This window comes from Streptococcus sp. FSL E2-3488 (assembly GCF_038003585.1).
Taxonomy (GTDB): Bacteria; Bacillota; Bacilli; order Lactobacillales; family Streptococcaceae; genus Streptococcus; species Streptococcus thermophilus.
Genome location: NZ_JBBOPL010000001.1, coordinates 1,349,169 through 1,369,351 on the forward strand (window position 1 = coordinate 1,349,169; position 20,183 = coordinate 1,369,351).

At 40.7% G+C, this 20,183-nt stretch carries 19 protein-coding genes and 3 pseudogenes; 5 read left to right on the plus strand and 17 right to left on the minus strand.

The window, feature by feature from the left end:
• Positions 1-41: 41 nt before the first annotated feature.
• Together MHH90_RS06935 and MHH90_RS06940 are read right to left on the minus strand one after the other, a co-directional pair.
• A complete protein-coding gene (locus tag MHH90_RS06935; RefSeq protein WP_002950145.1) occupies positions 42-902 on the minus strand; it encodes a thymidylate synthase in 861 nt (286 codons plus the stop codon).
• A gap of 335 nt (positions 903-1,237) precedes the next feature.
• Positions 1,238-2,413, minus strand: coding sequence for an IS256-like element IS1191 family transposase (locus MHH90_RS06940; protein WP_340725732.1), 1,176 nt, complete (start codon positions 2,411-2,413; stop codon positions 1,238-1,240).
• 132 nt (positions 2,414-2,545) lie between these two features.
• On the opposite strand from MHH90_RS06940, the gene MHH90_RS06945 reads away from it, so the two are divergent.
• The 5 genes and pseudogenes from MHH90_RS06945 to MHH90_RS06965 all read left to right on the plus strand — a co-directional run bounded on the left by MHH90_RS06945 (position 2,546) and on the right by MHH90_RS06965 (position 6,495).
• Positions 2,546-3,721, plus strand: a complete 1,176-nt coding sequence (locus MHH90_RS06945; RefSeq protein ID WP_011680902.1) for a hydroxymethylglutaryl-CoA synthase — start codon at positions 2,546-2,548, stop codon at positions 3,719-3,721.
• Positions 3,714-4,985, plus strand: a complete 1,272-nt coding sequence (locus tag MHH90_RS06950) for a hydroxymethylglutaryl-CoA reductase, degradative (protein ID WP_011680901.1) — start codon at positions 3,714-3,716, stop codon at positions 4,983-4,985. Before MHH90_RS06945 ends, MHH90_RS06950 begins: the two co-directional genes overlap by 8 nt.
• A 172-nt stretch (positions 4,986-5,157) precedes the next feature.
• Positions 5,158-5,606 (plus strand): annotated as a pseudogene (locus tag MHH90_RS06955) (DUF1836 domain-containing protein).
• Entirely contained in the window at positions 5,599-6,276 is a 678-nt protein-coding gene (gene trhA / locus MHH90_RS06960) for a PAQR family membrane homeostasis protein TrhA (RefSeq protein ID WP_011680900.1), read from the plus strand. The pseudogene MHH90_RS06955 and the gene trhA overlap by 8 nt, the downstream one beginning before the upstream one ends.
• A 33-nt stretch (positions 6,277-6,309) precedes the next feature.
• Positions 6,310-6,495, plus strand: a complete 186-nt coding sequence (locus tag MHH90_RS06965; protein WP_080998444.1) for a PspC domain-containing protein — start codon at positions 6,310-6,312, stop codon at positions 6,493-6,495.
• A gap of 91 nt (positions 6,496-6,586) precedes the next feature.
• On the opposite strand, the gene MHH90_RS06970 is transcribed toward MHH90_RS06965, so the two are convergent.
• The 15 genes and pseudogenes from MHH90_RS06970 to fni form a co-directional block, all read right to left on the minus strand.
• Positions 6,587-6,769, minus strand: a complete 183-nt coding sequence (locus MHH90_RS06970; protein WP_011680899.1) for a hypothetical protein — start codon at positions 6,767-6,769, stop codon at positions 6,587-6,589.
• Between the two features lie 11 nt (positions 6,770-6,780).
• The gene (locus MHH90_RS06975) at positions 6,781-7,647 is read right to left on the minus strand and encodes a DUF3114 domain-containing protein (protein ID WP_167401449.1); all 867 of its coding nucleotides are present in this window, start codon (positions 7,645-7,647) and stop codon (positions 6,781-6,783) included.
• A 19-nt stretch (positions 7,648-7,666) separates the two neighbouring features.
• Positions 7,667-8,610: pseudogene (locus tag MHH90_RS06980) on the minus strand (alpha/beta fold hydrolase).
• A 49-nt stretch (positions 8,611-8,659) separates the two neighbouring features.
• Positions 8,660-10,606 (minus strand): threonine--tRNA ligase, encoded by a 1,947-nt coding sequence (gene thrS / locus MHH90_RS06985; RefSeq protein WP_002950123.1) that lies wholly within the window; start codon positions 10,604-10,606, stop codon positions 8,660-8,662.
• Positions 10,607-10,661: 55 nt separating this feature from the next.
• A pseudogene (locus tag MHH90_RS06990) lies at positions 10,662-10,987 on the minus strand (MazG-like protein).
• 331 nt (positions 10,988-11,318) lie between these two features.
• Positions 11,319-12,641 (minus strand): glycosyltransferase family 4 protein, encoded by a 1,323-nt coding sequence (locus MHH90_RS06995; RefSeq protein ID WP_011225663.1) that lies wholly within the window; start codon positions 12,639-12,641, stop codon positions 11,319-11,321.
• Positions 12,642-13,640: a glycosyltransferase family 4 protein gene (locus MHH90_RS07000; RefSeq protein ID WP_002947973.1), complete on the minus strand. Its 999-nt coding sequence runs from the start codon at positions 13,638-13,640 to the stop codon at positions 12,642-12,644.
• A gap of 130 nt (positions 13,641-13,770) precedes the next feature.
• Positions 13,771-14,124, minus strand: a complete 354-nt coding sequence (locus MHH90_RS07005) for an LPXTG cell wall anchor domain-containing protein (RefSeq protein WP_024009797.1) — start codon at positions 14,122-14,124, stop codon at positions 13,771-13,773.
• A 67-nt stretch (positions 14,125-14,191) separates the two neighbouring features.
• Positions 14,192-14,662, minus strand: coding sequence for a Spy0128 family protein (locus MHH90_RS07010; protein ID WP_023909504.1), 471 nt, complete (start codon positions 14,660-14,662; stop codon positions 14,192-14,194).
• A 270-nt stretch (positions 14,663-14,932) separates the two neighbouring features.
• Complete coding sequence (locus tag MHH90_RS07015; RefSeq protein WP_011680892.1) at positions 14,933-15,085, minus strand: hypothetical protein; 153 nt, start codon at positions 15,083-15,085, stop codon at positions 14,933-14,935.
• 495 nt (positions 15,086-15,580) lie between these two features.
• A complete protein-coding gene (locus MHH90_RS07020; RefSeq protein ID WP_002950109.1) occupies positions 15,581-16,273 on the minus strand; it encodes a 5'-methylthioadenosine/adenosylhomocysteine nucleosidase in 693 nt (230 codons plus the stop codon).
• A 67-nt stretch (positions 16,274-16,340) separates the two neighbouring features.
• The gene (gene macP / locus MHH90_RS07025; protein ID WP_167401448.1) at positions 16,341-16,601 is read right to left on the minus strand and encodes a cell wall synthase accessory phosphoprotein MacP; all 261 of its coding nucleotides are present in this window, start codon (positions 16,599-16,601) and stop codon (positions 16,341-16,343) included.
• 3 nt (positions 16,602-16,604) lie between these two features.
• Positions 16,605-17,153 (minus strand): NUDIX domain-containing protein, encoded by a 549-nt coding sequence (locus tag MHH90_RS07030; protein ID WP_002947978.1) that lies wholly within the window; start codon positions 17,151-17,153, stop codon positions 16,605-16,607.
• Between the two features lie 75 nt (positions 17,154-17,228).
• Entirely contained in the window at positions 17,229-18,611 is a 1,383-nt protein-coding gene (gene glmU, locus MHH90_RS07035; protein WP_011680891.1) for a bifunctional UDP-N-acetylglucosamine diphosphorylase/glucosamine-1-phosphate N-acetyltransferase GlmU, read from the minus strand.
• Between the two features lie 548 nt (positions 18,612-19,159).
• Entirely contained in the window at positions 19,160-20,167 is a 1,008-nt protein-coding gene (gene fni, locus MHH90_RS07040) for a type 2 isopentenyl-diphosphate Delta-isomerase (protein WP_011680889.1), read from the minus strand.
• Between the last annotated feature and the right edge of the window lie 16 nt (positions 20,168-20,183).

Sequence of the window (20,183 nt, forward strand, 5' to 3'; positions counted from 1 at the left end):
AACTTTGCCAGCTCTTTATGGGCTTAAATCATAAGCATGTATTAAATTGCTAAGTCAAATTTGAGTTGAGGTTTAACAGGATCATAGTCCACCAATTCAAAATCTTCTGGTTTGATATCAAAGAAATTAGTTTCATCAGGAACATTGAGGACCAAGCGTGGTTGACAATCAGACGGCTGACGCTTGAGGAGTTCCTCAGCTTGTTCAAATTGATTGTCATAGATATGGAGGTTGTTGATGAAATAAAAGAATTTACCAACTTTCCAACCAAAATGCTTGGCAATCATCATCTGAAGTGCCACATACTGCATAGCATTAATGTGATGGGCCACCAACATATCGTTTGAGCGCTGCGTCAAAGTGGCATCCAAATAAACGTCCTCACCCACACGACGAACATCAAACATGGTCTGGAAGGCGCAAGGCTGAAGTCCAGCTGTCTCCTCGAAGGCCTCGTAATCCCAAAGGGAAATGACATTACGGCGATTCCAAGGATTGGCTTCTAACTGTGCTAACAAACGATTAATAATATCGTGCTTCTTAACGACTGCCCCATAACGCTGACCGATTGAACGCTTGTCCCCATTATTAGCAGGGACGCCTTCAACTTCCCAGTCATTCCAATAATGAACATTATACTTATCTTCAAGCACATCTAGGCTATTTGTCTGGTCTTGATAGATCCAGAACACTTCTTTGATGGCAGATTTGATAGCAATGGGACGCAGAGTCGTAATTGGAAACTCTCCCTTGCTCAAATCATATTCTGCAAAAGACCCTGTGATGTATTTGGAATTGGCTGTTGTGCCATCCTTGTATTTAGGACGTGCTTGCTCTGACCAAACTCCCTCTTCCATGATTTTAGTGATATTTTCTTTAAAAATAGTGTCTGCTTTCGTCATGATTTTCCTCTTTATTCCATTGAAAATAAAGTCTCACTTAATACTCGTAACATATAGATGGAAATAACTTTGCTTATCTAATTATAGCTGTAAATAATGTTGCTTTTCATTTTTATTTTACCTTATTCTGGTGCAAATGAGAACTAAAAGCTATGGGATTACCAAAACTACGTCTTTTGAAATCCTCTAGTTCATATCAAAAAATAAAGTGTTACTAACTATCAGAGTTTTTTTTCAAGGCGAAAGCTCTTTTTTATGGTAAAATCACTATAGATTAGTATCCTCTGGATACTGTCAATAATTATGTGTAAACACTCAAGTAGAGTTGAAGAATGTTAATCAAATAAGCTTTCAAGTGTGTCAGCACATTGGCCAAACCCTTTATGGATGCGTTGATTTTGCTTGAAATTATAATCTTCAAACAGGGTAACTAAATAACGTTCCAGAGCCTCCTCGTTAGGAAAAAGAACCTTCTTTTTCGTTTGACGTTTGATTTCTTTGTTAAGAGACTCAATGAGGTTTGTCGAATAAATGCTATGCCAAATCTGGTAGGGAAACTGATAAAAAGTTAAAAGATTATCCGTATTCTCCAGACTTTCCATGACTTTCCTATACTTTGGTTTCCATTCGGCGATAAAGTTCTCTAAAATTTGCACTGCCATTTCTAAATTTTCAGCACGATAAATCGTTTTAAATTGCTCCAGAATAACCGCTCTATCTGCTCGTTTCACTTTACTAGCTAGATTTCGACTAATATGAATTAAGCAACGTTGTTGTTTAGCTAATGGGTAAGCCTGATTGATAATCTGTTCAAGCCCCTTGAAGCCATCGGTCACTACAAGAGAAACCTGTTGGATTCCTTGGTTTTGAAGCTTGTCTAACAGGGTGGACCAAGAAGCATTGTTTTCATTTGGGGCGATTTCATATCCAAGAACAGCCTTCTGTCCTTCTGGTGTAATGCCAAGTGCGATATGAATACATTCTTTACTAACGGTTCCACGTCTTAAGGGGAGATAGGTTCCGTCAAGAAATAAAACAGAGTAATTGGCTTCTAAGCTTCGCTCATGAAAAGTAGCGACATTCTCCTGAGTTGCTTTTGAGATATTAGAAATTGTGGCAGGACTATAGTGATGACCATACATTCGCTCGATGATATCACTAATTTCTCGAGTCGTTACACCGGTTTGATAGAGTTTGATAACCATCTCTTCCAAGTGGTCATCTCGACGTCCATAAGCGGGAAGCAAAGCTGGACTAAAGTTCCCATTACGATCTCTAGGAATACTCAACTGAACAGTCCCATATTTGGTTTCGAATTTCCGTGCATAGCTTCCGTTACGACTATTCCCAGAATTATAGCCTAATTTATCGTAAGGTTCATACCCTAAAAAGGCTGATAACTCTGCTTGAAGCAGATCATTCATTGCTGTTTCAAGAGAAGTACGGAAAAATTCATCAATATCTTGCTTTTGGGCTAGGAAGTTAAGTAGTTCTGTGGTAAACTGAGTCATAGGAATAAATCTCTTTCTAGTAATGTTTTGCAACTCTACTATAACGGATTTATTCCTTTTTGTGTTTACACAACTTATTTTACACTACCATCCTCTGGATACTTTACAATGAAGAATAAAAGGAAACATCATATGTCTATTGGAATTGACAAGATTGGGTTTGCGACCAGTCAATATGTTCTAAACATGGCGGATCTTGCTCTTGCTCGAGGGGTGGACCCTGAAAAATTCAGCAAGGGGCTGATGCTTGATGCAACCAGCATTACACCAATTACAGAAGATATCGTGACACTTGCATCTGACGCAGCCGCTGACATTTTAACTGACGACGACAAGAAGGCCATTGATATGGTCATTGTAGCTACTGAGTCTTCCATTGACCAATCAAAGGCTGCTGCAGTTTATGTCCATAGTCTTCTCAACATTCAACCATTTGCCCGTTCTTTTGAAATGAAGGAAGCTTGCTATGCAGCAACTGCTGGTCTTAACTACGCTAAATTGCACGTAGCAGCTCACCCGAATAGCAAGGTTCTGGTTATCGCTAGTGATATCGCCCGCTATGGTGTAGGATCCTCAGGTGAATCTACTCAGGGAGCTGGTGCCGTAGCCATGCTAGTCAGTCAGAATCCACGTATTTTAGAGCTTGCGGATGACAATGTGGCACAAACCCGTGATGTCATGGACTTCTGGCGTCCAAACTATAGTTCAACGCCATTTGTTCAAGGCATCTATTCAAACAAGCAGTACCTTGATAGTTTGAAGACAACTTGGGTAGCTTATCAAGAACGTCATCAAGTCGATTTTGCTGATTTTGCAGCTTTTTGCCTTCACCTTCCTTATCCTAAATTGGCTCTTAAGGGACTTAATAAGATTATTCCCAAAGATTTGAATCCAGAGAATAAAGAGCGTCTCACAAGTAACTTCGAAGCTTCTATTACCTATAGTCGACAAATCGGAAATATCTATACAGGATCACTTTATCTTGGACTTCTTTCTTTGCTTGAACAGTCACAAAATCTTAAAACAGGAGATAAGATAGGCTTCTTTTCTTATGGTTCTGGAGCCGTCTCTGAAATTTTCTCCGGTCGTTTAGTGGAAGGCTACAAAGACATGCTTCGTTCTGATCGTCTAGATATCTTTGCCCAACGCCATAACTTGAGCGTTGCTGACTATGAGCAACTTTTCTATGAAGAGGCTCAATTGGATGACACTGGCTCAACCCAATTCAATACTTATCAAACTGGACCTTTCCGTTTGACTGAAATCTCTGAACATCAACGTATCTATAAAGGAAATCAAAATGACTAAACTCTCTTGGACTGGTTTTTCCAAGAAGACATTGCAAGAACGCAAAGAGCATTTGAAAAATAATGCTCTTTTGTCTCAGGAAAATCAAGACCTTCTGGATAATGACCAACAGCTTACTCTTGAAACAGCTAATCAAATGGCTGAAAATGTCATTGGTCGCTTTACACTTCCCTTCGCCATTTGCCCAGATGTATTGGTAGATGGCGTTACCTATCAGGTTCCCATGGTTACCGAGGAACCTTCAGTTGTGGCTGCTGCTTCCTATGCTAGCAAGCTCATCAAGCGTTCTGGTGGCTTTACAACCAAGATTCATGACCGGCAGATGATTGGGCAAGTAGCCCTCTTTGATGTCCCTGATAAAGCCACTGCGGCAAGTAAGATTCAAGCAGCTAGTCAGAAACTTATAGATATCGCCAAAGAAGCTTACCCTTCTATTGTTAAGCGTGGGGGTGGTCCTCGCAAGCTCTGGACTGAAACCAAGGGAGATTTCCTCATTGTCTACTTGGCAGTTGATACTCAAGAAGCCATGGGTGCCAATATGGTCAACACCATGATGGAAGCCCTGGTACCAGAATTAGAAAATCTCTCGGAAGGTCAAAGCCTCATGGCCATTCTCTCAAACCTAGCTACCGAAAGTCTTGTCACAGCTACCTGTCGTCTTAACACACGCTTTCTCAGTCGTAACAAGGCAGAGGCCCATAATTTTGCTAAAAAAATGGAACTGGCTAGCCAATTGGCCCAGGTCGACCCTTACCGAGCAGCTACCCATAATAAGGGAATTTTCAATGGTATCGACGCCCTAGTTATCGCGACTGGCAATGATTGGCGAGCAGTTGAGGCTGGGTGCCACGCCTATGCTAGCAAAGACGGAAGCTATCGTGGCCTATCGACATGGACCTATAATCAAGAAACTAAGGAACTGGTGGGAGAATTAACCCTACCAATGCCAATCGCGACCCGAGGTGGTTCTATTGGACTTAATCCGAGTGTATCAATCGCCCACGACTTGCTCAACCATCCAGATGCTAGAACCCTAGCAGGTATCATCGTCTCTCTTGGTTTGGTACAAAATCTTGCTGCTCTTAAAGCGCTTACCTCAACAGGTATCCAAGCAGGACATATGAAACTTCAGGCTAAATCTCTAGCTCTACTAGCTGGTGCTAATCCAGAAGAGATGCCTCACGTTTTGTCTGAGCTTCTCAAGGCCAAACATATGAATCAGGAAACTGCCCAAGCGATTTTGGAAAAACTCAGAAATCCTTAAAAAGAATACCGTAGCAGTTTAAAATATTACTTACCTTTTTAAGACTAAAAAAAAAGATGTTGGAACCTCTTATTCCGTCATCTTTTTTCTTGTCTTTTAAGTTCTGACTTTACTTGAATTTCTATAATGTTATAATCTAGTTATGAAAACTAGATAAAGAGGTTTTTGTAATTTGACAACACAACAATACCCTCTCTGGGAAGAATTACCAGAGATTGAACTCTATTTGGATCAGGTTTTGCTCTATGTCAATCAGGTCACCCAAAGCACTCTGGGACCAAACGAAAAGGGGCTAACTGCCTCTATGGTCAATAATTATGTCAAACATGGCCATATCGCAAAATCTATCAAGAAAAATATAATGCTGCTCAGGTAGCTAGACTTATTGTCATTACTAGTCTGAAGACCGTCTTTGAGATTTCAGAGATTGCCAAAACCTTAGAAATCCTACGACCAGATGCCGAAAGTCAAAAGAGCTACTACAATGACTTTATAGCCTGTATGAATGGTCAGTTTCCCCAAGAAGTTCCGCAAGTCATACTCTCATTCTGTCAGACGCTTCAATGCTACCGAGCTACCCATCAACTTTTAAACGACCTTGAAGGAGGAAACAATGTCTAATACTGCTACTTTTAACACTTCTCAAAACCTCAAACTCAGTAAAAAACTTAGCTTTGGTGAGGAAGTGGCAAACAGCGTGACACACGCTGTCGGCGCCATTGCCATGCTGGTCTTATTGCCAATTACTGCCGTTCATGCTAACAACGGCTACGGCATGACTGCTGCTGTCGGTATGTCCGTTTTTGTCATCAGCCTCTTCCTCATGTTCTTGAGCTCAGCTATCTATCATGCTATGGATTACAACTCACCTCACAAGATGGTTTTGAGAATTATTGATCACAGTATGATTTATATCGCCATTGCTGGAAGCTACACCCCTGTTGCACTCTCACTGGTTGGCGGATGGCTAGGCTATAGCATCATCATCCTCCAATGGGGAACAACGATTTTTGGGATTCTCTATAAAATCTTTGCTAAAAAAATCAATGAAAAATTCTCCCTCTTCCTCTATCTGATGATGGGATGGTTGGTTATCTTCATTATTCCAGCTATCGTCACTAAGACAGGGCCTGCCTTTTGGGGACTCATGCTTGCTGGAGGGTTGTCATACACGGTTGGGGCAGCTTTTTATGCTAAGAAAAAAACATACTTCCACATGATTTGGCACCTCTTCATCATGCTGGCTTCAACTCTCCAATATATGGGGATTGTCTACTTCATGCTTCCTTAAAGCCCATACTAGACTTCAAGGTGTTATGGTATAATAAGGAAATACGGAGGTAAATCATATAAAAAAGAACTCAGACGAGATTCAAACAACAAAATCATCGCCGGTGTTTGTTCTGGTATCGCCAATTATCTTGACATTGACCCTGTAATTATTCGCCTTATCTGGGCTGTAGCGATTTTCTTATTGGGAATAGGTTTTCCATTCTACATCATTTGTTAGATTATTATCCCAGAAGAAAGCGAGTGGTAAGTTATAATTGAATATAAAAAAATAAGCCAGACCTGAATTTCTTACAGATCTGGCTCTTTCTTTATTTTTTCAAACGGAAAATCAAATAGCTGACATTAACAAGTAGTAAAACACTCCAAAGAATGAGGAAAGGGATATTTCCTCGGACAGCATTGTGCCAAATACCTAGGGCATATAAGGCCATAAAGACTAGCGATCCTAGAACCGCTGTTCCTTCTTTATTGTTTTGTGGTTGATTAGACATATAAATCTCTTTTATTGCTTTGTATAAAACGGCTTGACACCATAAACCATGGCGAGAAAGGCTCTGGCTTGGCGTTTGACATCATTAGCCAAAGATCTATGGGACTGGGCATAGATACCATTTGGATTGTAAAAAGACTTGTCAAAATGCTCAGGCTCTTTTTGGCCCCACTTCTTCCTCAATTTGTTGGGTGATCGAAACCCCTTAGTCATCCGATTACGAAAGGCCGGATCGTTTAGTTGGACTGGCTCCACATCCAGTTGCCAATGGCGCTTGAAATTACCATAGTTGAAACTAGCACCATTTACCACACCACTCTCAGTTACCTTCTCCGCATCGACCTCATTGAGAAAATTTCCCTGACTATCCAAAATAAACTCTATGCGATTATAAAGGAGAATCTTAAGATTAACACTGGGAGTTTCATCTGGATAAATCACCTTGCCATCACGGATAGCAATCTTTTGGTGCAGACGTCCCTGATCAAACATGGTGAAAGGTTTCCATCTGAGATAGACAGCTAAAGCTTCCTTGTCTGTCATCCCTGTTCTTTTATAATGTGTCCTCACATACTGGGCCTGTTGACTCGAAATCAGGTAACGTAGCTGATGGATTTGTCGCTCTACAAGGCCTTCCTGAGACAAGCTATCACCAGGAAAAGCTAAATCTACCAAGCTGACAATATCCTTCCAGAAGACATCATGAGGCGCCAAGTCAAGGTCAAAGTAGGATAATAACCGCTGAGTTTCCTCAAGCTCCCCAGATAGATCCTCTGGCATCTCTATATAAGCAAGCAATAACTTCAGTACCTGTAATGGCTGATATTCCTTTTGCCATTCCTTCCATAAGCTAGAAAAGGCTTTTGAGCCTATGAGCATCTCATCTCTCCTCAATCATTTAATCAGTTGTCTCTTGTATGAATTCCTCTATGCTTCTAATCACCTCTTTGGTCTGATAGTGATAGAAATAATGAGGAGAATCATAATAAGTGACTTCCATATTTTTCTGACCCTTTGCAAAACTAGTCGCATAATGTCGCCACTGCTCCTGACCAAAACCTGTCCCTTTTCCATTAGACACCATGAGTAGCACGGGCATTTGAGATTTAATACTAGTAGAGTTCACCTTTTTATCATTCTCTTTCGCACATAGGCTCTCATTTAACATAGCTTGCGACAAGAGTTGTCTGTAAGCTATTTCTTGATAAAGACGGCGGTCACTATCACTTAGGTTCTCATTGGGCATATATAATTGTCTCGGCAGTAATCTTAACAGACCTAATTGACTTTCCCAACGATCTAGACGTAACATCTGAGGTGCCTCTTCAACTGGAAATAACTTTCTGGAAATGCCCAATCAAGACAAACCACAGCTTTCACTTCACTTGGGTAGTTTTCTTGCCAAAGAAGCGTCTCTAAGGAGACCATCGAATGAGAAAGAATAATATATGGACCTGATACTTGTGACTTGGCTAGGGATTGACGTATCTCTGAAAGGATCACAGATACATCTCTTGACTTAGACGTGTCCTCACACTGTAACCATAGTCAGCTCTTTCAACAACAACTATTTTGTACTCCTTTGAGAACCCATCATACACATCTTTAAAATCTAGGATTGGTGAAGCCATTCCAGCACCAGAGAGAAAAACTAGGGTTTGTGACCCCTGACCCTTTACAAAGACGCTAATTTTGTATCCATTGACAGCTATCATTTGCCCTACAGGGTTAAGAGAAGCATTTTTTCTTTGCAAGGCTAACCTATGATAAGTAAAGCTAGCCAGTAACAAGACTAGAACTACTTCCTAGCAGAAATAAAAGTCTCTTTATAAAAACATGCATGGTTTGTCCTACCAAAAAGTCAGCTAGCTTAGCTAACCGACTTTCTGATCTATTCGGCATCTGGGCGTGATTTGCGAGCGATATCAGCAAGGATATTTTCTACAAATTCTGACACAGTCTCAGTGTGTGTTTGTTTTTGACCATAACGACGAACGTTAACAGTTCCGTCTTTCATTTCCTTGTCACCAACAATCAATTGGTAAGGAATTTTTTGCGTTTGAGAAGCACGAATCTTAAACTGCATTTTTTCATTACGTTCATCAACTTCGGCACGAACACCACGATCACGAAGTTTCTTAGCCACTTCCCATGCGTAGTCCACGTGTTTTTCGTTAGATACTGGGATAAGGGTTACTTGGTGAGGGGCAAGCCATGTTGGGAAGGCCCCCTTGTAGTTCTCAATCAAGATCGCAGTAAAGCGTTCCATAGTTGAGATAACCCCACGGTGAATCATCACTGGACGGTGTTCTTCACCGTCAGCTCCGATGTAGTGAAGGTCAAAACGTTCTGGAAGCAAAAAGTCCAACTGGATGGTAGAAAGAGTTTCTTCCTTACCAAGAGCAGTCTTAACTTGGATATCCAATTTTGGTCCATAAAAGGCTGCTTCACCTTCAGCTTCGTAGTATTCAACACCCATGTCATCAACAGCTGCTTTCAACATGCGTTGAGCATTTTCCCACATTTCATCATTGTCAAAGTACTTGTGCTTATCTGCAGGGTCACGATAAGACAAACGGAAACGGTAATCAGTCAAGTTGAAATCTTCATAAACATCAATGATCAATTGAAGAATTTTCTTGAATTCTTCTTCGATTTGTTCTGGAGCAACGAAAGTATGTCCATCGTTCAGTGACATTTCACGTACACGTTGAAGACCTGTAAGGGCACCTGATTTTTCGTAACGGTGCATCATACCGATCTCAGCGATACGTATTGGCAATTCACGATAAGAGTGAACATGGTGTTTGTAGACTTCGATATGGTGTGGACAGTTCATTGGACGAAGGACAAATTCTTCCCCATCTCCCATATCCATTGGAGGGAACATGTCTTCACGGTAGTGATCCCAGTGACCTGAAGTTTTATAAAGTTCAACTGACGCAATTGGTGGAGTGTAAACGTGCTGGTAGCCCGCAGCGACTTCCTTGTCTACAATGTAGCGTTCCAACTCACGACGGATTGTGGCACCATTTGGCAACCAGAAGGGAAGCCCTTGACCGACTTCTTGAGAAATCATGAACAAATCAAGTTCTTTACCAAGTTTACGGTGGTCACGTTCTTTAGCTTCTTCAAGGCGTTTAAGGTAAGCCTTGAGATCTTTTTTATCGAACCAGGCTGTACCATAGATACGTTGCATCATCGCATTATCACTATTTCCACGCCAGTAAGCACCAGCAACATTCAAAAGATGGAAGATTTGGATACGACCAGTTGATGGCACGTGCGGACCACGACAAAGGTCAACGTATTCGCCTTGACGATAAATAGTCAAACCACCATCATCTTCTGAGTGTTCTTCAATCAATTCCAATTTATATGGATCGTTCTTGAAGATTTCACGTGCCTCGTCTTTAGTCACTTCTTCACGGATTGATGGGAAGTTTTCTTTAACGATTTTCTTCATTTCTTCTTCGATACGAGGAAGATCTTCGTTAGAGATTTGGCCAGCTTGATTGTCTGTATCGTAGTAGAATCCATCTTCGATAGCTGGACCTACACCCAAATGAATATCTGGGAAGAGACGGCGAGCTGCTTGAGCAAACAAGTGTGCCGCTGAGTGACGCAAGATTGGAAGGGCATCTTCGTGATCTGGTGTCACGATTTCGATGCTTCCATCTTCAGTGATTACACGAGTTGTGTCAATCAATTTACCGTTAAATTTACCAGCAAGAGCTTTTTTCGCCAAAGAATTACTGATAGATTGTGCAATTTCAAAGGTTGTCACGCCAGATTCGAATTCACGAACAGCGCCATCTGGGAAAGTAATGTTAATCATAATTTTCTCCTTTTATTATTTCATAGTTTCTAAGCATTGACTTTTGACTATCAGACTACTTCCTAGTCTTAATGTTCAACTGTTTCTCTTTATCAGAGAGGAAGTTTTCCATTTCCGTCAGAATATCTACATCCAAACGTTGAGAAAGTTCTACTAGCCACCAGATATTTTCTGAAAGTTTTTGTTCCAGTGTGTGGGGTATTTCATCATAGTAGCGTCTCCTTGCTTTGTCATCACTAGTCGTAGGAAATTTCCAATATCATTAGATAAAGCCAAGAGGTCCTCTTCTACCGTCCACTTGGAATCATGATACTTAACTTCCAAATTGTGATAAGCTTGTCGGATTGCCCAACTACGGTCCACTAATTCTTGCAAGTCCATAGTTAGTCTCCTCACAAAAAAATTGCAACATCCAAAAAGGACGTCGCAACGTGGTTCCACCTTAGTTCGTGTACGACAAAAAATAAGTCTGTCTTACACCTCTGATTGGCTCTAACGTGGCCACCGTTTTATGTTTGCATAAAAAGTTAATCGAGTAGTCCCAACCATGTCCTCTGCGTGATTTCCAGCACCGCACGCTCTCTGAAAGATTTCCCATGACTGATATGTCTCTATGCGTTATTATAGCATGAAACAGTAATTTTTCAAGCTAATTTTCTCTTTTATTAATCAATCTAAGATTTTATCTGACTAGGAAAATATGATAGCTTTCCTAATCCAAAAATTTTTTGATATTTCTGATTTTCTTGACCTGTTTGGCAGATCCTTTGATAATCCGAACAGAGCCATTGACAGGCAAGGTAATAGCCTTAGTTGGCAAATGAGTCACCATACGGGTCAATCGTTTCATAGTGCTATCTTCACCATTAAGATCATTATGGAAATCCTTAGAAATCGTAAGGTCCAAGTAATACTCATAGACACGTTTTCCAAAGTTTTCCGCAGAAATTTCATAGAGCTTCTCAGCCCACTTAGTTTCATCTTTTTCTGGCGTTACTATAGCCGCTTCCAAAATTGCCCCTGCTAAATCATTATCATGATAATACAGTATTCCAAACATCTTGTCAGTGATGATATTGTCCAAATAAGTATTTCCATGAGCAATGATAGGTGTACCGCTTGCCAAGGCCTCCAAATAAGTCAACCCTTGAGTCTCACTGGTTGATGCCGAGATAAAGAAATCAGCAGCCTTATAGTAAAGAGCTGTTTCGCCAGGTGCAATCATACCAGTGAAAACTACCTTATCCTCAATACCAAGTTTCTTAGCTTGGGACTTCAAGTGTGGTAGATAAGGTCCATCGCCAGCAACAACTAACCGAACTTTGTCCTCTTCCTCTAAAACCGAAGGTAGAGCCGCCATAACTGCTTGGATATTTTTCTCATAAGAGACACGAGACAAGCTCAACAACATGGTTTCATCTGAGGAAATACCAAGCTTGGCTCTCAAGTCCGACACATCTTCCTCAGTAATCTCTGGACGCTGGAATTTCTCAAGTTCAATACCTGTTGGAATGACCCTTTTCTCAGCAGCAACCTTATACTTGAGCAAAAGGTCATAAACAATCTCACTCGGGCAGATAACCCCATCCAAGTCACTCATAAAACCACGAACAATGTACTTAACCATACTCGGTCGAATAACCATACCTTTGGCAATATAGCGGACATAGTCTTCATACTGGGTGTGATAGGTGTGTACAACAGGTATCTTAAGTTCATGCGCAATGGCAATCCCTAGAAGCCCCAAGGAGAACTCTGTCTGCGTATGAATAATATCTAGCTTGTACTGTTTTGCAATCTCTAAAGCCTTAGAAAAGCCACGATAAGCCACTCGACGATCCTTAAAAGCAAAGAAGGGCACACTAGGAATACGAATAATCTGCCAGTCTTCATAGCGATCAACATCTCTATCAGTCGTAGTAAAAATAAAGACATTATGCCCCATTTTTTCCAACTGCGTCTTCAGTGTGCGAATACTAGTCGCAACACCAGATACCTGTGGAAAATAGGTATCCGTAAACAATCCGATACGCATTTAAATCTCCAATACTTCTTTGTAGGCTTTAGCAAGTTTTTGGGCGACATCATCAATCGAGCGACTTTCCGCAACCTTGTATCCTGCTTCACGCTTGTCCACTTTACCATCGATAATATCTTGTAAGGCCACTACAAATTCATCCACATTGTGACCAAATGAAGCAGATTTCTCATCAATCCAACCCTCATAAACAGGGATATCACGTAAGACTACATGTTGGTGACTAGCAAGGGCTTCAAGTACTACAATTCCTTCTGTCTCTTCATAAGATGGGAAAAAGAAGGCGTTGGCACCACTCATAGCTCCCTGGAAGACATCTCCCGTGAAATAACCTGGGAAGCTGACATTATCAGGATGCTTACCATTGACAATGTCTCGAATCTTTTTAGGAATTAGCCATTTACTAATACTGCCTAGCCAAATGAAACGAACATGTGGCATCTTCTCAGCAACCTTGACAAAATCTTCAATTCCCTTACGTTGGAAGTAAAGACCCGCACAAATAACCACTGGTTGTCCTTCCTCGATACCAAAGTAATCTCGGAAAACTTCTTCCTTGCGTGGGTCCTTGCCGTATTTTTTCAGATCAATCCCATTTGAAACAGCAATGATTGGTGTGGTCACCCCATAAGATTGAATCAATTTTTTAGAATACTCAGATGGCGTAATCACGTAATCAGCCTTTTGATACATATGGGCCAAATATTTCCCAAAAAGTGACGCCATGAAGTTAGAACCAATGAATGAATTTTCAAAGTCTTCACGTGTCGAATGACCATGCATGATGACCTTCTTACCACGACGTTTTGCTGCATGCAACAACATCAAACTGCGTGGTCCATAAGTATTGATATGAACAACATCATAATCACCCAAGATGTCTGTTGTATAGGGAATCCCCGCCAAGTCCAAGGCACGCATCTGATGGTGAAGAGCCCGTCCGATTCCTGATTTTTCAAGAATCGATTTTCCTTCAAGATAAAGTAGAACTTTCATACTCATAATTATAGCTTAATTTGTTCGAAATTTCATCTTGCAGTTAACTTTATCTTGATTTCTCATTTAATGAGATAGGGTAGAAAAGCACAAAAAAGATCGAGTACTCTCGATATTTTAGGTCATCGTCTTAAACGTTTTTACGGCGACGATGGCTATATGCTACACCCATGACTGCTACCACTCCTAGTGATAGCAAAGCAGTATCATTAGTTTGATTAGTCTCTGGAAGTTGAGGACCTGATTTCTCAGAGGATACAACTGGCTTAGCTGATTTGGGTGTCACCGGTGGAGTAGGCGGAGTTGGTATTGTTCGAGGTTTTAGTAGAATGAAACTATTGTTGAATTCCATATTCAAAGGAAGGATAACCGCTGCTACAAGCAGATTATCCTTTTCACCGACAGTCTTAGTAACAGTCACTTGGACTTTTCTAAAACGGTCTTTAAGGACAAATTGGAATTGATCTGCTTTTAGATCTTGCATAACACCTGTCTTAGTTAATTCCTTGCTGAACTGAATAGTGGCTTTAGCTGGAGTCGCAAACTTATTGTTAAAGATACCTACCGTCTTCTGGGTAGGAAACCTTGGCAACCAATTTAACTTGGTTATCGACAGTTTCTCGAACAAGCTGAATAGTAATATTGGCTTCTAGCTTATCATATACCACATCTTCATCATTTCCTGGAACTTCAGTCACGCGATAATGATAGATGCTTGGCTTGCTAAGTGAGAAATCTGAAAAGACAATTTTACTCTTGGCATCATTAGTGGTTTCCCCTAACTCAACAGGATTGGCACCATCAGTAACATCAAGGAGTTTGAATGTAAACTCTCTATCTTTGAGGTCTCTACCTGTCAATTCCTTTTCAAGTTCAAAATTGAAATGAATAAGGTTATCCCCGATGGCATCTCCACAACCTCCATCCAAGTGAATGGTTGACTTATAAGAATTAGAAATAACATCAGCATGAAGCTTAATACGGTTAACAGGGTTGTGTGATTCTTCAACAGGTTGTGTCAAACGGGTTTGATATCAAACATAGACCATGCGGTCTAACTGATTAAGTTTAAGATCAAAATGGGAGTCGTCATAAGAGAAACTCTTAATCAGGTCTATAGCAGATCCCTTGTCAATTCAAGGATCTGCTAAATCAATGTAGCGAAGCTGTAGAGAACCGTCCAAAAACCGTTGATTGTCAGACCAAGTGTCAATCAATCTCAAGTTGTTATGGACAAGACGTGAGTCGTTAAGACACATTTGCCAATTTAGAAGAGTTAGACTCTGCTTATCTTAGCTTCCCCATTTAGAGATGACCTCTTCCCATGGAGGAGGTGACTGCACTTTACCCACTGTAACTTGAATGATACGTCCCACAAAATCAAGAGTAATATGCTCCCTTTCTTCTACTTCATCAGAATATAAGGTATCCAACTCCCAAATCATAAGCTTATTGTTTAGATGGATCTTGAAATAATTATTAAAAGTCGTTGTGATACGATTCTTTTCAGGATTTATCTATTCAAGACCCACAATTTCATTTTTAGGATTATAGACATTGATCTCGTAGCTAGTAGGGAAACGCAGCCTTAAATCACAGAATAGATTATTCATGATTCTATCTTCCTATTTTTGCAATCCTTTTCAACAAGAGTTACACGCTATTTTCAGAACTTTGCAAGTAAATAGATAGTGCAATCTAAAAAAACTTATATTATAGACTTTATGGTCAGACCCCTCTTTTAACATTGTTTCACTTCCTCATTTTTTGCCATAATTTTAATTGTGATTCTATTTTAAAAATGCCGAAATTCAAGTTATTGCTTTCAAAGATTGGAAGATTATATGAATGTATAGTAGAAAAAAACTGCCATCCTCTTAAGAATGACAGTAGCTTTTAACCTTATTAAGAAGGTGGACCTTAACACTCATTTATACTACTTAAGCAAGTTCTTTGAGAAACTCCACTAGGATCGCAGCTGATTGTTTACCCGCCTGAATAATAAATTCGTCAAAGGTAATATTAGCGTCATGAGCTGCTGTATCACTCATAGCACGGACAACGATGAAAGGCTTCTTCACACTTTGTGCAGCTTGAGCAATGGCTGCTCCTTCCATTTCAACGGCTAAGACTTCTGGAAAGTGCCCTTTAATAGCATCAATCTTATCCTGACCTGCAATAAAGCTATCACCAGTCGCAATAAGACCAATTTTAGAGTCGATAGAGGCTTGAGCCAAAACCTTTTCAAAAGTCTCTACAAAGCTAGGGTCACTTTCAAAGTAAAGCGGCTGCATAGACATTTGACCATAATCATAGCCAAAAGCTGTCAAATCAACATCGTGGTAGACTAATCTTGATGCCACAACAACGTCCCCAATCTTAAGTTCAGGCGCTACGGCTCCTGCAGAGCCAGTGTTAATTAGAGCATCAACCTCAAAGTGGTCTGCCAGAACAGCCACAGACATGGCTGACATGACCTTCCCTACACCTGATTGCACCAAAACAACATCATGTTTACCCAATCGTCCTGTATAGTAGATATTGCCTAAAACAATTTTTTCAACCTTATTTTCCAATTGCTCCACTAGAAGCACTAATTCCTGCTCCATGGCAGCTATAATTCCGATTTTCATATAGTTCCTTTTTTACTTGTAATCTTAACAGAGATCAGCAAATACATCTATCCAACTCACAGACTTTTTAGAAATAAAAGACAGCAACAATGAGAATAATTAAGAGGACGACAATCCAAAAGAGAATACGATTAAGCTTGTGCTGAAATTGATTACGTTTAGCATTCTCAATCCGGCGGCTCTTGTATGCAGAGGGCTGATAATTAGCCTCATAGTCCTCATCATAGAACTCTTCCTCGTAATCCTGATAATAAGGATGATCCTCTAAGTCAATTTCCCCACGCTTGGCTTGCTCAATGACATCGTCAGTCAAAAGTGTCTTACTCATAACTTATTTTCCTCCAAAATGAAGTGCATAGTACTGGAGAGCAATGATGGTTTTAGCATCCTGAATAGCACCTGAAGCTACGAGTTCCATACACTCCTCATAAGTCAACTCATAGATTTCAAGAAACTCATCTTCGTCAAGCGGACGTGGATTTTCAACAGGCTGGAGGTTTGTAGCCACATAGAGTTTAATTTTTTCATTACAGAAACCAATGGATGTGTAAAACTCATGAATCAATTTAAGTTCGCCCCTATACTGAGTTTCCTCTTCAAGTTCACGCGCTGCTGCAGCCATCTCATCGCCAGCCTCACCGACTTCCAGTTTACCCGCAGGAATCTCGTAGGAAACCGCCTCAATAGCCTTACGGTATTGCTTGACAATAATAATTTTCCCTTCAGGGGTAATAGCTAAAACGGCCACTGCTCCCTTGTGGAAAATCAGTTCACGGCCAGCTGTCTTACCGTCTGGTAAGAGAACTTCATCCACTGCAACTTCAAAAATATGTCCCTTAAATTTTAACTCACGTTTGAGTGTTTTTTCTTCAAACTCCATGACTTGACTCCTTCAATCTATAAGCCCAATCTAATTCATCTCCTCAATAGAACCAAGACTTAGATGAGCTTAAGCCTACTTTTGTTGGCTTGGGTGGTGAGGTTTCTTAATAGCGTAGCCTTCTTTATTGACCTGACGGCTGCGTCCAATGGCTACGCTGTCAGCTGGGACATTATCCGTAATGGTTGAACCAGCTGCTGTAAGTGCATTGTCCCCAATTTCAAGCGGTGCAATCAAGGTTGAATTGCTTCCGATAAAGGCGTTGTTAGCAATTTGGGTCTTGAATTTATGTTGGCCATCATAGTTTACAGTGATCGTCCCTGCACCAAAGTTAACGTCAGAACCAACTTCCGCATTACCAATGTAGGTCAAGTGACCGGCCTTAGTATTTTCACCGATAGTAGACCCCTTAACCTCGACGAAGTTACCAATATGAACGCCTTCTTTGAGCATTGAATCCGGACGAATATGGGCAAATGGACCAACTGTAGCGCCTTTTTCAACCACTGAATGCTCAATCATTGAGTTAGTGATAACAGTATTGGCACCGATAGTTGAATCAACAATATAAGTTCCATTAGTCAACACCGACTCTGCTCCGACTTTAGTTTTTCCTTTAAGAGTAACATTAGCTTCAATCACAACGTCCGGTGCAATTTCCACATCTACATCAATGTATGTCGCATTTGGATTTTGGAAAGTAACACCATTAATCATGTGAGTCTTGTTAATACGACGACGCATAACATCTTCTGCCGTAGCTAGGGCAACACGGTCGTTAACTCCAAGACTTTCTTCAAAGTCACGAAGGGTATACGCACCTACCTTTTCACCATTTTCACGGAAAATAGAGATGACATCTGTCAAATAGTATTCTCCTTGAGCATTGTTAGTATTAATATTTTTAAGTGCTTCGAAGAGACGTTTATTGTCAAAGACATAAGTCCCTGTATTAATTTCTTTAACCTGTTGTTCAAACTTATTTGCATCTTTTTGCTCAACAATCTTAGTGACTTCACCATTTTCATTACGGATGATACGGCCATAACCAAATGGATTATCGGCAGTTGCAGTCAAGATAGTGGCAACATTTTTATGATTAACGTGGAAATCAATAAGGTTTTTAAGGCTTTCACCAGTAATCAAAGGCGTGTCACCGGCGATAACAAGCGTTTGCCCTTCAAGTCCAGCCAACTCTTCTTCAGCCATCATTACTGCGTGACCAGTCCCCAACTGTTCAGTTTGCATAGTGAAGGCAGATTGACCATCCAAAACCTCACGAACAAGCTCAGCCTTATGACCAATAACAGTAACATTTTTAGCTGGTTCGATAACTGAAACTGCACGGAAAACATGCTCAAGCATAGTGATGCCTGAAACCTTGTGTAATACTTTTGGAAGATCTGATTTCATGCGAGTTCCTTTACCCGCAGCAAGGATAATAGCGTAATTACTCATTTTCTTTTTCCTTCTTAAGATTTTTTTGTGATGGTTTCCTTCGAGGCGGTTTTAGCCTTGAGTCCCAAATCTCAGGGCCTCCACCTCCCACTGGGATAGCCTACGAAAGAGAGGGGCCTTAAAAATAAGTCTCTTATTTCTTAGAAAATATGTCCTCATAACTGACGTTTTTTAGGGCCTCTGATTATCTATAATCGCCCTATTATACCATAAATGAAAAGGTTTTGGCAGAATGGACGGTATTGAAAAAAGAGCTGACGCTCTTTTTAGAATAATCTTTTTTGAGACTTTCCTGAAGTGAGTGCGGACGTCAGTGATCTTCTTCGAAGCTCCATGACTAATTTTTGAGCCCCTTCACTTTTTAATTTCTAGGCTCAGGCTAAAACAGTTCCCCAAACTGTTTTATTCTCAAAAATTCCGAGTTCTTGAAACACTAGTGTTTCAAGAACTTTTCTCACAGCGGAAAGTCTCATTAAATGCTCTTTTAAATCAAGTCTAAACAAGATTTGAGTTACTTATCCTTTACCGAGGTTAAAGTGATATCACCTTTATGACTTCTCTTGTTTGACATAAGTCCCTTGTAACTTTCCATATAAGATGTAATCTACAGATTTGAGCTCATCAATAGTGCGACAATCAAGGGCACACATGATAAGGCGAAGGTCATCCTTCCAGCCATTGACGATAGCCACAACCTTATCCACAGGATAACGTTCCACCAATTCAAGAACTGTTCGTGAGAGGCCTACACCTTTTGCTCCTAAGACCAGACATTTAACCATATCAAGTGGATTGCGCACGCCACCAGAGGCTAGGATTTCCACCTCCTCACGAAGGTCTTGGGCTTGCAAAAGGGTCTGAACCGTACTTTGTCCCCAGTCATTTAGGTAATCACAGTTACCACCTCGACTATTTTCAATATAGGCAAAGCTAGTTCCACCACGACCTGAGATGTCCACAGTCTTGATGCCCTGAGACATGGCGTAGCGAATGGTTTTCTCATCCATACCAAAGCCAACCTCCTTAAGCACAAGAGGAACCTCTATTTTCTGTGCATAAGCCGCCACATTTTCCTTCCAAGTGTGGAAAATACGCTCTCCCTCAGGCATGAGAAGCTCCTGCATAAGATTAACATGGAGCTGTAAAAAGACTGGATCCATAGCTTCCACCGTCTTAATCCCCAGGTCCACAGACTTATCAACACCGATATTGGTCGCAAGGTCTAAGTCTGGAAACTCATTACGATAGTCAAAGGATTCTGGTGCCTCTCCTTTTAGAGCAGCACTGTAGGAACCCGTCACCATGAGAATACCTGTTCGGCTAGCCACCTCAGCTAGTTTTCGATTAACAGCCCCACCTTTGGCAGATCCACCTGTCATGGCATTGATATAAAAGGGGAATTTCCAATCTCGTCCAGCAAAATGTGTGGACAAGTCAATCTGATCTAAATCATAAGTCGGTAGAGACTTGTGGATAAGTTCCATATCGTCAAAACTATTGTAGGGCGACTGGTACTTGAGGGCATAACGGATGTGATCGTCTTTACGATTTGTCATAGGTTATTTCTTTACT